A 15477-nucleotide genomic window follows, 5' to 3' on the forward strand; every position below is an offset into this window, starting at 1 on the left:
GGTCTCGGTTCGCCGTTATACTCGCTCGCCAGCTTGAGGACCACCATGAATTCTTTACCGATCGATGCTGTCTCGCCCGCCCTGCGTCAGGCCCTGGCCGAACGCCACGAAGCCGTGCTCGAGGCACCGCCTGGCGCGGGCAAGACGACCCGTGTGCCCTTGGCGCTGCTCGACGAGCCATGGCTGGCCGGACAGCGTATCGTCATGCTCGAGCCGCGTCGTCTCGCGGCCCGCGCTGCCGCCGAGCGCATGGCCAGCGAGTTGGGGGAAAAGGTCGGTGAGACGGTCGGCTATCGCATCCGGCTGGACAGCAAGGTCGGGCCGGATACCCGCATCGAAGTGGTCACCGAAGGCATCCTCACCCGCCGCCTGCAGGCCGATCCGGCGTTGGAGGGCGTGGGGCTGGTGATCTTCGATGAATTCCACCTGAGAAACCTCGATGCTGACCTTGCCTTGGCGCTCACGCTCAATGGTCGTGAACTGTTCCGGGACGATACGGCGCTCAAAGTGCTGCTCATGTCGGCGACCCTCGAAGGAGAAAGGCTGTCGCGCCTCCTGAATGACGCTCCGATCATCACCAGCGAGGGGCGGATGTTCCCGGTCACGACGATCTGGGGCAAGCCGCAGCAAGCCGGCGAGTACATCGAGCCGCGAGTGATCAGCACCTGTCTCGATGCGCTGGCCGAGCAATCGGGAAGCCTGCTGGTGTTCCTGCCGGGCCAGGCTGAAATCCGTCGCGTCCTGACAGGGCTTCAGGACAGCCTCGATGCCTCCCCATCCCTGAAGCGCAATACGTTGCTTTGCCCGTTGCATGGAGAGCTCGACCTGAACCAGCAACGGGCCGCGATCGACCCAGCGCCACCGGGGATGCGCAAAGTGGTGCTGGCCACCAACATTGCCGAGACCAGCGTCACCATCGATGGCGTGCGGGTGGTCATCGATGCCGGGCTTGAGCGTGTTCCGCGCTTCGACCCACGCAGCGGCATGACTCGTCTGGATACCCAGCGGATCTCCAGGGCCAGCGCTACCCAGCGGGCAGGGCGTGCCGGGCGGCTGGAGCCCGGCGTTTGCTATCGCTTGTGGTCCGAAGCGCAGCACGATCAGATGGCAGGCTTCGCCACCGCCGAAATCCAGCAGGCGGACCTGACCGGGCTGGCGCTGCAGTTGGCCAAGTGGGGTGTCCAGCCGAATGAGCTGGCGTGGCTCGATGCACCCCCTGCGGCTGCGTACGCACAGGCCAACGACTTGCTGCGCCGCCTTGGCGCGCTCCAGGCGGACGGGCAACTGACCCGGCACGGTCAGGCGATGGCCGAGCTGCCGAGCCATCCTCGAATTGCGCATCTTCTGCTGCGAGGTCACGAGCTGGGGCTGGCCGAGACCGCGTGCACTATCGCGGCCTTGCTGGGAGAGCGGGATATACAGCGTGGCGCGGGCGCTGACCTGCACAGCCGGCTGGCCATTCTCAGCGGTGAGCAACGTGCCCAGCGCGGTGAGCAGGGAGGCGCCCAGCGCGCCAGGCAACTTTCCAGGCAGTATCGATCCTACCTGCGTGGTCCTGTGTCGCGAGCCGTCGCCGATCCTCATCATCCACGTTGGGTGGGCTGCCTGCTCGCGCTGGCTTATCCCGACCGTGTCGCCCAGCAGCGACGTGATGGCGGGACCGAATATCGCCTGGCCAATGGCCGGGCAGCGATGTTCACCGAGCCGGACGCCTTGATGAAGCACACCTGGCTGGCCATCGCGGACCTGGGCAGCCGACAGGGCCAGCGGGAGGAGCGGATCTATCTGGCCGCCGATCTCGACGCGGCGCTGTTCGACACCGTCCTGAAAGAGCAGGTCCGTACGGTGGACGCGCTCGACTGGGATGAGCGAGAGGGCGCCCTGCGCGCCGAACGACAAACCAAGGTTGGCGAGCTCGTGCTGTCGCGCATGCCCCTGGCGTCTCTGAGCGATGAGGCACGCGTGCAGGCGCTGCTCGACTATGTTCGACGCAAAGGCCTGGAGCTTCTGCCCTGGACGCCTGATCTTCGTCAGTGGCAGGCACGGGTGGAGCTGCTGCGGGTACTGGATGAGGAAGCGGGTGTCGTCGGCCAATGGCCCGACCTGCGGGATGAGACGTTGCTGCAATCATTGGACGAATGGTTGGGCCCTTATGTCGGCAAGGTGGCCCGGCTCAGCCATTTCGCCCTGCTCGATCTGTCTTCGATCCTGCGCAATCTCCTGCCCTGGCCGCTGCCGCAGCAACTGGATGCCCAGGCACCCCAGACGATGGCGGTACCCTCAGGATCCAGTATTCGTATCGACTACAGCGAGCGCCCACCCGTGCTTGCCGTTCGACTTCAGGAGTTGTTCGGGCAGGCCGACACGCCACGCATTGCCAACGGCAGGCAAGTGCTCAAGCTGCACCTGCTGTCCCCAGCCCGGCGCCCGGTCCAGGTGACCCAGGACCTGGCGAACTTCTGGCGCTCGACCTACCTCGAGGTGAAGAAGGATTTGAAGGGCAGGTATCCCAAGCATTTCTGGCCAGATGACCCTTTGGTCGCGCAGGCCACTGCCCGCGCCAAACCAAGGGGTACTTGAGCTAGGCGACGATGCGTTGAGGCGTTTCAATACACGTGTAGCCAGGACGTGCCTTCAACCATACCCGGCACATCCACCTTATGGATCACGAACTCGGCAGGTTGGGTGTCTCGAATGCTCAGATAGTGCATCTTGTGCCCCTCGATTTCCGTATGTTCGCTACAGACTCCTACGCGAATGCCGCGATGGTCTCTAAGATGGCAGCGCATGTAGCCGTCTGCCCAATCCAGTAGCTCGATCTTCCAGGGATAGGTTGTGCTGTTGTAGTCATAAAGTCCCAGATAACCATTTTTGCTGAAGCCCAGGTGTCCAAGGTTGTCGCCGTAACCTGTGGCCATCAGCTTGAACCAGAGGCGGTCGGGTGTTTTGGAAAGGAACTTCATCGAAAACAAGGGTGATTGACCCATGCCGCCCGCTTGAAGCCAGTTCGCTTCGTTGAATACACCCCAAGCAAGGTGTTCGTTGGGGCGGCTGAAGCGTAACGGCACCTTTTCTTCGTTTTGCAACAGGTAAATTCTGGCGTTGAAGTCTTCGATGGTGGGGGCGGCAAGAACTGCCTTGATTTCTTCATTGATCATGGGTCTTTAATCTCCTGCGGAGTTGGGGGCGTGTCCGGAACGGATACACACCTTCGACTCTGCAGTTGCTTCACCGATAGCAGCAGCGTGAAAGCGTTCCTATAACGGTGAAGCATGTCGCGCAGGTCACTGACTCGCCCAGCTCGACCTGCCGTCGATCCTGCGCAATTTGCTGCCCTGGCAGCTACCCCGTGCATCGCCCTGGGCCGTCAGCCGTTCGACCCCCTCAGGCATCACTGCGCGATGCGCTCAACCAGGAAGGTCAGGGGGTTGCCCATCTGGACATTCATGTAACTGAACCGCGCCGAAGCTTCCGGGGCTTCGCTGCGGGCTTTGACCTGATGGCCAAGATGATCTCGCCAGCGGCACAACAGACTGTCCTGGGCCCACTGCAGGGGCTCAAGCTTGAAATAGTCCACGACCGAGGCATAGCGGTAGAACCCCAGGTAGCCATTGCGGCTGACGCCGAGCTTCTTGTCCTGATGCTCGGCGTTGCCCATGATCATGAAGTTCAGGCGGTTGGGCGTTGTGGAATGAAGCAGGAAACGCATTACGCAGGCAGGATGCTCGTTCCCCGCAACCAGCCAATCGCTTTGTCCGCCGATGCTTGCTCCCTCGGCGTCGGTAAACAGGCTGGGATAGAGGGCTCTACGGCGCCCGGAAGGGTCAATCGCATGAATCCTGCCGAGAAATACCTGTGCGTTCAGGGCCCAGTTGGAGGTTTCGGGGGTGTCTGTCATTGAGGTGCTCCGCAATAGGATGGCGCCAGCCTGCGCGTGGTCGGGTCATGGCGCGTTCGAGTCAGATTCGTTGCGGGCATCAGTCTGGATAGCTGGAGCCAAGGGCGGGAGAGCGAAGGCTTTCCCGACCTTGCACGGCTCCAGCCCAGTGGGTGTCACCGACGGCGGGCGGAGGTGTCCGGCCCGCCCATCGTTCAGCGGGTGCTGGCGACCTTGTCGACGGCCTTGATGATCACCTTTGCCACCTCTGCAGGCTGCGATTGCTGGGGTACGTGGCTGGTGCCCAGCTCGGTGGTCTGTGCGCCCAGCTTCTTGGCGAAGGCGCGTTGCAGGCCTGGGTCGATCATGCGGTCCTGACCTGCAACCACGTACCAGGACGGTTTGCTGCTCCAGGCAGCAGCGCTGGTGCGGTCCTCGAAGGCCGAGGCGCGGATCGGGCCCTGGGTGGCGGTCATGATGTCGGTCTGGGCCTTGGGCAGGTCCTGGGCGAAATCGGTGGCCATGCCTTGGGGCGTCAGGTACAGGTAGCCGTTGCCGTCGGCCGCGATCTGGCTGATGCCGGGTGGGGTCGGGTAGCCCTGGCCCAGGTCCTTGCTGGCCTGGCCGGCATCGGGTGCGAATGCCGCCACATAGACCAGCCCGCGGACGTGGGCGTCAGTACCTGCCTGGCTGATCACCGTGCCGCCCCAGGAGTGGCCGACCAGGACCACGTCCCCTTGCTGGTTGTTCAGCACGCGCCGGGTCGCGGCGACGTCCTCGGCCAGCGAGGTCAGCGGGTTCTGCACCACCGTGACCTTGATGCCCTGGGCCTGCAGCAGCGGCACGACCTTGGCCCAGTCCGAGCCGTCGGCGAAGGCACCGTGGACGATGACCACCGACGGCTTGGCGGTGTCGGCGAAGCTGCTGCCGAGGGTGAAGATCGAGGCAGTCATTGCTATTGCGGTGGCAAGCGTTTTGAATCGGAACATGGCGCGGTCTCCTGTGAGTGATGGCTGTATTCTCGGTAGGATCTGCCTGCACGGGTATCGGTCGAATGACCGAGCCTCCAACTCACCCGAATTGTGGACCGCTCATGCCTGTTGCCGACTGCATCCCCCTGGAAGACGCCATCCTCGCCTTGTCGATGGTGGGTGACCTGAGCATGGGCCAGCCTATCGATCAGTCGCGCCGCACGGCGCAGCTGGCGCGCAGGCTCGCGCACGCCTGCATGGGCGAGGGCGACCACCTGCAGGTGGCCGCTGATGTCGCACTGTTGCGCTGGTCCGGGTGCACTGCCAATGCCGAAGATTTCACCCGCCTGCTCGGGGACGACGTGGGGGGGCGTCAAGCCATGCTCGCGCAGACCCTCGACGCCGCCGGGCAGCGGGCGATGCTGCAGACCGGGCCGCTGGCGCGCGTGCACTGCGAGGTGGCTGGCGAGGTTGCAGTTGCTCTTGGACTGGGCGCGCCAGTGGAGCAGGGGCTGCGGCACGTGTTCGAGCATTTCGACGGTAGCGGTCGTCCATCCGGCCTGCGTCATCCACAGGTGCCTGAGGTGGTCTATCAGGTGGTGCTGGCAGGTGACCTGGAGATCCTTTCGCGAGCGCGGGGTCTCGAGGCTGCGCTGGCCTGGATCGAGGGGCAGGCCGACCAGCGGTACCCGCGCAGCCTGGTGAGGGAGCTGCGGTGTCAGGCGGCGGACTGGTTGCATGACTTGCAGGAGGCTGAACAAGCGACGGCCTCGAATACAGCTTGCTCCGATGTGCCTTTGACCCTGGTCGCCGATGTCATCGACCTCAAGCTGACCTGGCTTGCGGGCTATTCGCGTGGTGCGGCTGCGCTGGTGCATGACGCCGCCGGGCTGATGGGCATGTCGGCGGCGCTGCAGGACGTGCTGAGGCAGGCTGCGCTGGTGCATGGCATCGGCCGCGCCGCGGTGCCGAACCGGGTATGGAACCTGCCAGGAACATTGCTTGAAGGCGACCGCGAGCAGATTCGCCTGGTGCCCTACTGGACTCAGCGCGCTTGCGCGCAGGTACCGACATTGCAGCGTGCGGGCAGGCTTGCCGCACACGCCTACGAGCGTCTCGATGGCAGTGGTTATTTTCGTGGCGTGGAGGGTGATGCCCTCGCGCCGGAGCAGCGCTTGCTGGCCGTGGCGCTCGCCTGGCAGGCGCTGCGGGCCGAGCGTCCATGGCGAGCGGCGCTTGGCCAGCAGGAGGCCGAGCAGTTGCTCAGGCAGGAGGCGCAACAGGGGCGCTTCGACCTGCAGTGTTGTGAAGCCGTGTTCGCTGCCGCGCGCGGGGAGCGCAAGCTGCCGGCAGCCAAAGGGGGCGGTGGACTGTTGAGTGAACGCGAAAGCGAGGTGCTGCGCCAGATCAGCCTGGGTCACAGCAACAAGGAGGTCGCGCGGTTGCTGGGCATCAGTCCCAGTACTGTGCGCACCCATGTCGAGAGTACCTTCCGCAAGCTCGAATGCACCACGCGCGCTGCAGCCACCTTGAAAGCCCTGACGCTTGGCTTGATCTGACACAAGGCAAAGCGCGTTTGCTGGAAGCATTACAGCCTTATGGGCGCGACCGGTTTACCAAGAAAGTGACAGCGCTGAAGACTTCAGCCATCTGACATCAATGCTTGGGAGAAACCGGTGAAAAATATCGAAAAAGTGACCAACGACGACTTAATGTCGTTCAGCAATCTGACACTCGTGAACTGCACCCTGGATGTGATCCACAACGGCGTCACCTATCCCGTTGTGCTGAGTCAGCGGGAAGACTATGCCAACCAGTTCGATTCCACGCTTTGGGATTGGCTGGTGCTGGGAAATCGCAATGCGGTATTCGACGATGCCCGCAGGATCTTCAAGTTCAAGTTTCACAAACAGGAGCCCAACCGGATTTACTACCACATCTGGGGCACCTCGGACCGAAGCGCGAAGAAGATCGCGCGCAGTGACAAAGGTTATCTGGGGATGTATGTCAGCGCCGATGCCAAGAACCCCTGGAAGCTGCAACCGCTGGAGTGGGATGGAAAGCGGCTGCGTTGCTTCCTGCGTGACCACGATGGCAACAGGGCCACCGTTGGCGAGTACCCTGAGTCGGCTGGGCGATACGTTGGTGCTGCGGGCGGATATGTCGACCACCTGAACACGTTCGCTGAAGGGGTGAGCGAGTTTTTCGTGACGCCTGTCGGGTAAGCATCAGGGCAATCGTGCCGTGGGATGGTGATCAGTGGAGTCGCTGAGGTATGACTCCACGTATCACGGCTGCAGTACCCGCGCCGCCGCAACGCTCAAGGCACTGACCCTCGCGTTGTTGTAAGCGCTGGGGTTCAGTTTGTGGGAACCACGAGGAACTCGGCGTCGTTCCCTTCGTAGGTGTTCAGGAAGTGGTAGGTGAAGTTATCGAAATGGGGGTCGTCCTGCCAGGTCTTCACGCCATGCCCTTCGTGATCACGCAAGCGGCAGACCCAGCCATTGGGCGCGTGCCGCAACGGTTCGAGTTTCCAGTAGTCGGTCACCTCGCTGACCTGATAGAGCCCGAGATAGCCGCCGACGCTTCGCCCAAGCCTGCTGAATCCGCTCGACCTGCTGATCATGTAGTGCAGGCGGTCTTCGGTCTTGGAATGAAACTCGAAGTCCAGAATCAGGGAAGGTTGGTCACCTCCCGCCTGCAGCCAGTCGTCCCCCGGAACTACGCCCCAGGTGAATTTATCCGTCGTTTTGCTCCGCCTGATCGGGACGAGCACGTCCCCCTTCATCCAGAAGAGCGTGGCTTTGAAGTCACGCTGTAGCTCGGTTGCGGAATCTGTTGTCATACCCATTGCATGCAGCTCCTGAGGGTGGCCCGCGACTGTCGGGCGTCGTTCAGGAGTGTCGATGCAATACGTTGGGCAGGGCACCGCGAACGCTTTCCAGAGCGTTGCCGTCATCCCGCACAGCTTTCAGTTTCCCGCAGCGGCGCCGGCCTCGCTCTCCAACAGCATGAACAAGCGGTACAGCACCACACTGCTGAACAACTGCAGGAAGCCACTGAGGCTGTCCAGCACCAGTTGCGCGCCTGGCTGCGGCTCTGGGAAGGCCATCAGCAGCAGGCCATCGAGCAGCCATAGCGGTGCGAGCACCGACAGCACGCAGATCAGGATGCGCATGAAGTGCCCGGTGGTCATGCGTGCGCTCTCGCGCATCGACTGCATGACGGGTAGGCCACGCAGGACCAGCAGGTACTCGGCGAACACCAGGTTGATCATGATCCATACGCCCGGGAAGATGAACAGCGCCAGGCCCGCCATGATCAGCAGCGAGCTGATCAGGATCAGCAGGGCCAGCGCCGGCCACAACTGCACGGCGCGAGCGAACAGGTTGCGCTTGCTGATCTGTTGGCCGTTGCTGCGGGTATCCAGGTAGAGGATCAGCGCGGCGCTGTACAGCGGGTAGAACAGCAGGCTGACAAGCATGCCGTAGGCCGGCGAGGCGTCGTCACCCAACTGGCGGTACAGCAATTGGCTGAACAGGGCTTCCAGCACCACCAGCGGCAGGCACAACTGCAGGATGCTGGTGAAGTGGCGGCGGAAGAAGTAGAGAGAGTCGCGCAGGATCGTCAGCGGGTTCATCGGTCTATATCGCAGGAAAAAGCAGTGCGTCACTTTAGCCCAGGAGCGGGCGATGCTGAAAAAAGTTTCATCGGCCCTGTAATTGAATCCTGCCCAGGCACGCCCCATCTTTGACCTTGTCCGATGTTCCGCATGGCCCAAGAGGTAGCCCATGAACACTGAAGAACAAACCCTGATCGACGGTCTGTTCGGCCGCATCAAGCAGGCCGAGGATCCCCAGCAGCCGCGCGATGCCCAGGCCCAGGCGCGGATCGAGGAGCATCTGCGCCAGCAGCCTGCGGCGCCGTACTACATGGCCCAGGCGATTCTGGTCCAGGAGGCGGCGATCAAGAAGCTCGACGAGCAGAACAAGCAACTCGAGGCCGAGCTCAGACAAGCCCGCGCCCAGGCCCAGCAAGAGGCGCCAAAGGCCAGCGGTGGCTTCCTGTCGAGCATCTTTGGCAGCAGCGCGCGTAGCCCGGAGCCTCAGCGTCCGGTCGCGCCGCCCCCTGCCTCCGGTTCTGGTGGCTGGCGCGAGCCTGCGCCCCAGGCCTATGCCCCACAGCCCCAGGCGCAACCGCAAGGTTTCGCTGCGGCCCCGGCGCGCAGTGGTGCGAGCAGCTTCCTCGGGGGCGCCATGCAGACCGCAGCGGGCGTGGCGGGCGGTGTACTGCTGGCGCAAGGTATCAGCAGCTTGTTCAGCCATAACTCGCAACCCAACGAGGTAGTCGAGGTGATCCGTGAAGAGCCGGCGCCGGCCAGCGACAATGGCGGCTGGAATGATCAGGACAACCAGCGCCAGGTTGCCGACAACGACGGTTGGGGCAATGATCAGGGCGGCTTCGTGGACAACGACTACGACAGCGGCGGCGGTGGTTTCTTCTCGGACGATGACGACACCTTCGTCTGACGCGTCTGGCATAATCGCGGGATTCCCGGGGGCGCACTGCGCCCCTTTCGCCTTTATCCCGGGGCCACCAGGTGAAAAAGATCGCGCTGTTCGCGGATGTGCAGAACCTCTACTACACCGTGCGCCAGGCCCATGGTTGTCACTTCAATTACAGTGCCCTCTGGTCCCAGGTCAGCCGCGATGGCGCCATCGTCGAGGCCGTGGCCTATGCCATCGACCGGGGTGACAGCAAGCAGCAGCAATTTCAGCAGATCCTGCGCAACCTCGGTTTCGAGGTGCGCCTCAAACCCTACATCCAGCGCAGCGACGGCTCGGCCAAGGGGGATTGGGATGTGGGCATCACCCTGGACGTGTATGAGGCCGCCAGCCGGGTCGATCAGGTCGTACTGGCCTCCGGCGATGGTGACTTCGACCAGTTGCTCGAGCGGGTGATGCTGCGCCATGGCGTCGAGACGGTGGTCTACGGCGCGCCAGGGCTCACGGCGCTGTCGTTGATTCGCGCAGCCACGCGCTATGTACCGATCGAGGGTGATTTGCTGCTGCGTCACTGAACGGGCGCACTCACCCCTTCCTGCCGTTGCCCTGCAAGTGATCCAGCGGCACCCGGCGCTCCACCGCGCTGGACAGGATGATCGACGTCTTGCTGAACCCCAGTTGCGACACCTGGTTGATCAGCGCCTCCAGCTCATGCATCGAACCCACTGCCGCCTGCATGATCACGCACGGGTCGCCCGTGACCCGGTGGCATTCGGTGAGCTGGGGGATGCGCGCCAGGGCGTCATAGGCCTGCTGGTTGCCGTGGCTGGCCAGGCGCAGTTCGATGATGCACTGGATCGGCAGGCCGATCTTTTCCAGGTCGACCTTGGCGGCGTAGCCAGTGATCACTCCGCTGGCCTCGAGTTTGGCGACTCGCTCGGCCACCGCAGGCGCCGACAGGTTGACCTGACGGGCGAGCTGGGCATAGGTGGCGCGACCGTCTTCGAGCAGGGCGGCGAGCAGCATGCGATCGTACTTGTCCATGGGTCTCTCGTTGCGAATGTGCAATCAACGGGAAAACAGGCGAATTACCGTTCATTGCAAAGTGTATGGGCCTATTAAACGTGTTTTGTAACTTATGTTTACGGGAGCGCCTTCCTAAACTAAGTCACCCGTAAACGGATTTCGAGTCTTTTGTCATGCCTGCCTCCCGTCGTTTCCCCTGGCTGCTGATCGGCGCCTTCATTGCCCTCTACCTGGTCTGGGGGTCTACCTACCTGGCCATTCGCATCGGTGTCGAATCCTGGCCGCCGTTGCTGATGGCTGGGGTACGTTTTGTCATTGCCGGCAGCCTGTTGTATGGCTTCCTGCGCTGGCGCGGTGTGCCGGCTCCCACCTGGGCGCAATGGCGGGCGGCGGGGGCGATCGGGTTTCTGTTGCTCAGTTGCGGCAACGGTGGCGTGACCCTGGCCGAGCATGCCGGCGTGGCATCGGGCGTTGCAGCGCTGGCGGTGGCCACGGTGCCGTTGTTCACGTTGCTGTTCGGGCTGTTGTTCGGTCATCGCAATTCGCGTCTGGAATGGGCGGGGATTTTCCTCGGGCTTGCCGGTATCGGCTTGCTCAACCTCGGTTCGAACCTGCAGGCCAGCCCCATGGGGGCAGCGTTGATCCTGTTCGCAGCGGCGGCCTGGGCTTTCGGCTCGGTGTGGAGCAAGAACCTGCCCTTGCCCCAGGGCGCCATGGCCAGTGCTGCCGAGATGCTGGTGGGCGGTGCTGCGTTGTTGATCGGCAGCGCCCTGAGCGGTGAACGCCTGACCCAGATGCCGACGGCGGCGGGTTGGGGGGCACTGGCCTATCTGATCTTCTTCGGCTCGATCGTGGCCTTCAGCTCGTACATGTACCTGCTCAAGCATGTGCGGCCGGCGGCCGCGACCAGCTACGCGTACGTCAACCCGGTGGTGGCGGTATTGCTCGGGATTGCCTTTGCTGGTGAACGGATCGGCGCCGAGGAATGCCTGGCGATGGGCGTGATCGTCGGAGCGGTGGTGTTGATTGGGCTGCCACAGTGGCGGCGCGCGCCACGGCAGGTGGCCTGAGGAGCAGGTGCATCCGTTGTGGGGCAGCGGGCGTCAAAGCCAGCGCAACACCAGGGGGCTTGCGGTAAACTGCCGCCTTCGCTGAACCCCCTGACGGTATCACCATGAATTTCGCCAAACTCGGCCTGATCGAACCCCTGCTGCGCACCCTGCAGCAGCGGGACTATTCCACCCCGACCCCGATTCAGGCCCAGGCCATCCCCGCCGTGCTGGCAGGGCGCGACCTGATGGCCGCAGCCCAGACCGGTACCGGCAAGACCGCCGGTTTCGCCTTGCCGGTGTTGCAACGCCTGGCGCTCGAGGGTGAGAAGGTGGCCAGCAATTCGATCCGCGCGTTGGTGCTGGTGCCAACCCGCGAGCTGGCCGAGCAGGTGCACGCCAATATCCGTGAATACGCCGAGCACCTGCCGTTGAGCACCTACGCGGTGTACGGCGGCGTCAGCCTCAATCCGCAGATGATGCGCCTGCGCCGTGGCGTCGACCTGCTGGTGGCCACGCCGGGCCGCCTGCTCGATCTGTTCCGCCAGAACGCGGTGAAGTTCGGCCAGGTGCAAACCTTGGTGCTCGACGAAGCCGACCGCATGCTCGACCTGGGCTTTGCCGAAGAGCTGCAGGCCGTGTACGCCGCCTTGCCACGCAAGCGCCAGACCTTGCTGTTCTCGGCGACGTTCTCCGACCAGATCCGCCTGCTCGCCGGCCTGGCCCTGAACGATCCGCTGAGTATCGAAGTCAGCCCGCGCAACGCCGCCGCCACCACCGTCAAGCAATGGCTGGTGCCGGTAGACAAGAAGCGAAAGGCCGACCTGTTCTGCCACCTGATGCGCAAGCAGCGCTGGAAGCAGGTGCTGGTGTTCGCCAAGACCCGCAACGGCGTCGATCAACTGGTCGAGCGGCTGCTGGCCGAGGGGGTCAATGCCGATGGCATCCATGGCGATCGTCCACAGGCGACCCGTCAGCGGGCGCTGGATACCTTCAAGGCGCGTGAAATCCAGGTGCTGGTGGCGACTGACGTCGCTGCTCGCGGCATCGATATCGACGACCTGCCGCTGGTGGTCAACCTAGACCTGCCGATCGTTGCCGAGGATTACGTGCACCGCATCGGTCGTACCGGGCGAGCGGGTAACAAGGGCGAGGCGATTTCCCTGGTGTGTGCCGACGAGGTGCAACTGCTGTCCGCGATCGAGGTCCTGATCCGCCAGACGTTGCCGCGTCATGAAGAGTTGGACTTCATCCCCGACCACCGGGTGCCGATGACCGATGCCAGCGGCCAGGTGCTGAAAAAGCCGAAAAAGCCCAAGAAACCCAAAGAGAACAGTGCCAAGCGCGGGCTGGGCAAGTGGATGGACAGCTCGGAAGATTCGGCACCGACGGTCAAGCCGGTGCGCAAGGTGCCGAGCTTCAACAGCGGGCCACGCAAGCGCAAACCCTAGTGCAGAGTCTTGTTCAAAAATCTGAAAGCCAGCCCAATCCCTGTGGGAGCGGGTTTACCCGCGAAAAAGACACCGCGCTGCCTGGCACGGGCTACGCCCGTGTTCGCGGGACAAGTCGGAGCGCCGAACCGCCGCTCCCACAGGGGATTGGGTTGGCCTTTAGATTTTGAACAAGACAGCTGCACCCACAGGGATTGGGCTAGCCTTTAGGTTTCGAACAAGAGAGTGGCTCCTACAGGGAGGCCGCCTTACGCTCGGACAACCACTCCAGCGCCGCCCGTCCGGCCCGTAGTCCGCTGGCAAAGCACGCCGTCAGCAGGTAGCCCCCGGTCGGTGCTTCCCAGTCCAGCATCTCGCCGGCGCAGAATACTCCGGGTAGTTGCTTGATCATCAAGCCCTCGTCCATCGCCTCGAAACGCACGCCACCGGCACTGCTGATCGCCTCATCCAGCGGCCGCGTGCGCACCAGTTCGATCGGCAGCGCCTTGATTGCCTGGGCCAGGCGCACGGGGTCGGCAAAGGTGGCCTGGTCGGTCAGCTCGCGCAGCAGCGCGGCTTTCACACCGTCGATGCCGAGCTGCCCATGCAGGTGCTTGGCCATCGAGCGGGAGCCACGGGGCTTGGCCAGGGCCTGAGCGATTTTATCCACAGGGCGATCCGGCAGCAGGTCGAGCAGCAAGGTGGCGCGTCCGTTGCGCTCGATACTGGCGCGGAGCGCCGCCGACCAGGCGTACACCAGGCTGCCTTCCACGCCTTGGGCGGTGAGGATGAACTCGCCCTTGCGCGGGGCACTGCCACGTACGCTCAGGGCGATGTTTTTCAGCGGCGCGCCGGCGAACTTGTCCTTGAGCAGGTCGCTCCAGGCCTGGACTTCGAAACCACAGTTGCTCGGGCGCAATGGCGAGATATCCACAGCGCGCTCGGCCAGCAGTGGCACCCAGCTGCCGTCCGAGCCCAGGCGCGCCCAACTGCCGCCGCCCAGTGCCAAGACCACGGCAGTGGCCTGTACCAGGCGTTCGCCCTGTGGATAACCGATTCGCAGTGCGCCTTCCGTGTCCCAGCCAAGCCAGCGGTGCCGGGTGTGGATAACCACGCCGGAATCGCGCAGGCGTTTGAGCCAGGCGCGCAGCAGCGGCGCCGCTTTCATGTCCGTGGGGAAGACCCGCCCCGAGGTGCCGACGAAGGTGTCGATGCCCAGGCCGTGGATCCACTGGCGCAGGGCGTCGGCATCGAAATCACGCAGCAGCGCGTCGATGGCTTCGCGGCGTTCGCCATAGCGACCGATGAAGGCTGGGTAGGGTTCGGAGTGGGTGATGTTCATGCCGCCGACGCCCGCCAGCAGGAACTTGCGCCCCACCGATGGCATCGCATCGAACACCTCGACCGCCACGCCGGCCTGAGCCAGAACCTCGGCAGCCATCAGGCCGGCGGGGCCGCCGCCGATCACGGCGACGAGGGGAGGGGAGGTGGTGTGGGAATCGGTCATGGTGGCGGCAGGCTGTGGAAAAGAGTCGGCATTCTACCCCAGCGGTGCCTGCGCAGATACTGTTCAAAAAATGAACAAATCTTTGCAGGTCAGGCAGTTAAAGGGCTCCAGGGGCTTTCTCGCAGGTTATCCACAAGCGGTTCCACAGTCATTGTGTGTAACCCAGGACCCGCGCCGCGGTGTGATGAAGGATGCCGTGACGCCGAGCCAGCGCCTCCCGGTCCTTGCTGTAACCGCCGCCGATCACCCCGACCACCGGGATATCACGGCCAAGGCAGTGGCGCAGTACCGCTTCGTCGCGGGCGGCGACGCCCGCATCGGTCAGTTGCAGATAACCCAGGGCGTCGTCCTTGTGCACGTCGACACCGGCGTCGTACAGCACAAGGTCGGGCTGGTAGAGCGGCAGCAGGTAGTTCAGCGCATCGTTTACCACCTTCAGGTACGCCGCATCGTCCATGCCGCGCGGCAAAGGGATGTCCCAATCGCTCTGGGCCTTGCGTGCCGGGAAATTCTGCTCGCAGTGCAACGACACGGTGATTGCCTCTGGTGTGTCGTGAAGGATGCGTGCGGTGCCGTCGCCCTGGTGCACGTCGCAGTCGAAGATCAGCACGCGGTGTACGCGTCCGGCTGCGAGCAGGTAGTGGCTGATCACCGCCAGGTCGTTGAAGATGCAGAACCCGGCCGGGTGGTCGTAATGGGCGTGGTGGGTGCCGCCGGCCAGGTGGCAGGCGATACCGTGACGCAGGGCCATCTCGGCGGTCAGCAGCGAACCGCCGACGGCGCGCACGGTCCGCCGTGCCAGTGCCTCGCTCCAGGGCAGCCCCAGACGGCGCTGGTCTTCGCGTGAGAGCTCGCCGTTCATGTAGCGCTCGATGTAGGCGCGGTCATGGGCCAGGGCAAGGATGTCGTTGGGGCAGAGTTCGGGGCGCAGCAAGGCCTGGTCGGTGGTCAGCCCGCTGTCGATCAGGTGATCGTGCAGCAGGCGGAACTTGTCCATGGGGAAACGGTGTTCCGGCGGGAACTCGGGGCTGTAGTCTTCGTGGTAGATCAGCGGCAGGGGCATGGGCAGGATCGCGGCTGGAGGCAGCGTTGATCTTGCCAGCGGGCCGGAA

General features: G+C 63.7%; 15 protein-coding genes. 7 read left to right on the top strand and 8 right to left on the bottom strand.

The features are described from left to right. Nucleotides 1–45 precede the first annotated feature (45 nt). Nucleotides 46–2580, top strand: a complete 2535-nt coding sequence (gene hrpB, locus F6X62_RS19675) for an ATP-dependent helicase HrpB (RefSeq protein ID WP_153774468.1) — start codon at nt 46–48, stop codon at nt 2578–2580. A gap of 26 nt (nt 2581–2606) precedes the next feature. Here hrpB and F6X62_RS19680 read toward each other — a convergent pair whose 3' ends face one another. From F6X62_RS19680 to F6X62_RS19690, 3 genes are all read right to left on the bottom strand, one after another. Beyond that, complete coding sequence (locus tag F6X62_RS19680) at nt 2607–3158, bottom strand: hypothetical protein (RefSeq protein WP_153774469.1); 552 nt, start codon at nt 3156–3158, stop codon at nt 2607–2609. 233 nt (nt 3159–3391) lie between these two features. Further along, a complete protein-coding gene (locus F6X62_RS19685; protein WP_153774470.1) occupies nt 3392–3898 on the bottom strand; it encodes a hypothetical protein in 507 nt (168 codons plus the stop codon). Between the two features lie 194 nt (nt 3899–4092). Further along, nucleotides 4093–4866 (bottom strand): alpha/beta fold hydrolase, encoded by a 774-nt coding sequence (locus F6X62_RS19690; RefSeq protein WP_054892840.1) that lies wholly within the window; start codon nt 4864–4866, stop codon nt 4093–4095. A 104-nt stretch (nt 4867–4970) separates the two neighbouring features. Here F6X62_RS19690 and F6X62_RS19695 point away from each other — a divergent pair, with 104 nt between their 5' ends. Both F6X62_RS19695 and F6X62_RS19700 read left to right on the top strand, forming a co-directional pair. Continuing rightward, nucleotides 4971–6407: an HD domain-containing phosphohydrolase gene (locus F6X62_RS19695; RefSeq protein WP_153774471.1), complete on the top strand. Its 1437-nt coding sequence runs from the start codon at nt 4971–4973 to the stop codon at nt 6405–6407. Between the two features lie 117 nt (nt 6408–6524). Continuing rightward, complete coding sequence (locus F6X62_RS19700) at nt 6525–7073, top strand: hypothetical protein (RefSeq protein WP_153774472.1); 549 nt, start codon at nt 6525–6527, stop codon at nt 7071–7073. A 134-nt stretch (nt 7074–7207) separates the two neighbouring features. Here F6X62_RS19700 and F6X62_RS19705 read toward each other — a convergent pair whose 3' ends face one another. Next, a complete protein-coding gene (locus tag F6X62_RS19705) occupies nt 7208–7699 on the bottom strand; it encodes a hypothetical protein (RefSeq protein ID WP_153774473.1) in 492 nt (163 codons plus the stop codon). Between the two features lie 120 nt (nt 7700–7819). Next, nucleotides 7820–8488 (bottom strand): YciC family protein, encoded by a 669-nt coding sequence (locus F6X62_RS19710; protein ID WP_153774474.1) that lies wholly within the window; start codon nt 8486–8488, stop codon nt 7820–7822. Between the two features lie 151 nt (nt 8489–8639). On the opposite strand from F6X62_RS19710, the gene F6X62_RS19715 reads away from it, so the two are divergent. Both F6X62_RS19715 and F6X62_RS19720 read left to right on the top strand, forming a co-directional pair. After that, complete coding sequence (locus F6X62_RS19715) at nt 8640–9377, top strand: DUF2076 domain-containing protein (RefSeq protein ID WP_153774475.1); 738 nt, start codon at nt 8640–8642, stop codon at nt 9375–9377. A 71-nt stretch (nt 9378–9448) separates the two neighbouring features. Further along, nucleotides 9449–9928 carry an NYN domain-containing protein gene (locus F6X62_RS19720; protein ID WP_054892845.1) on the top strand — a complete coding sequence of 160 codons (480 nt, stop codon included), beginning with the start codon at nt 9449–9451 and terminating at the stop codon, nt 9926–9928. 10 nt (nt 9929–9938) lie between these two features. Here F6X62_RS19720 and F6X62_RS19725 read toward each other — a convergent pair whose 3' ends face one another. Beyond that, nucleotides 9939–10397 carry an Lrp/AsnC family transcriptional regulator gene (locus F6X62_RS19725; protein WP_054892846.1) on the bottom strand — a complete coding sequence of 153 codons (459 nt, stop codon included), beginning with the start codon at nt 10395–10397 and terminating at the stop codon, nt 9939–9941. A gap of 155 nt (nt 10398–10552) precedes the next feature. On the opposite strand from F6X62_RS19725, the gene yedA reads away from it, so the two are divergent. Together yedA and F6X62_RS19735 are read left to right on the top strand one after the other, a co-directional pair. After that, nucleotides 10553–11449: a drug/metabolite exporter YedA gene (gene yedA, locus F6X62_RS19730; RefSeq protein WP_054892847.1), complete on the top strand. Its 897-nt coding sequence runs from the start codon at nt 10553–10555 to the stop codon at nt 11447–11449. Nucleotides 11450–11553: 104 nt separating this feature from the next. Beyond that, entirely contained in the window at nt 11554–12879 is a 1326-nt protein-coding gene (locus F6X62_RS19735; protein ID WP_153774476.1) for a DEAD/DEAH box helicase, read from the top strand. A 232-nt stretch (nt 12880–13111) separates the two neighbouring features. On the opposite strand, the gene F6X62_RS19740 is transcribed toward F6X62_RS19735, so the two are convergent. Together F6X62_RS19740 and F6X62_RS19745 are read right to left on the bottom strand one after the other, a co-directional pair. Continuing rightward, nucleotides 13112–14365 carry a TIGR03862 family flavoprotein gene (locus F6X62_RS19740; protein WP_153774477.1) on the bottom strand — a complete coding sequence of 418 codons (1254 nt, stop codon included), beginning with the start codon at nt 14363–14365 and terminating at the stop codon, nt 13112–13114. 148 nt (nt 14366–14513) lie between these two features. Continuing rightward, on the bottom strand, nt 14514–15428 hold the full coding sequence (locus tag F6X62_RS19745) for a histone deacetylase (protein WP_054892850.1): 915 nt from the start codon (nt 15426–15428) through the stop codon (nt 14514–14516). Nucleotides 15429–15477 lie beyond the last annotated feature (49 nt).

The organism is Pseudomonas sp. MNR3A (genome assembly GCF_009650575.1).
Taxonomy (GTDB): Bacteria; Pseudomonadota; Gammaproteobacteria; order Pseudomonadales; family Pseudomonadaceae; genus Aquipseudomonas; species Aquipseudomonas machongensis.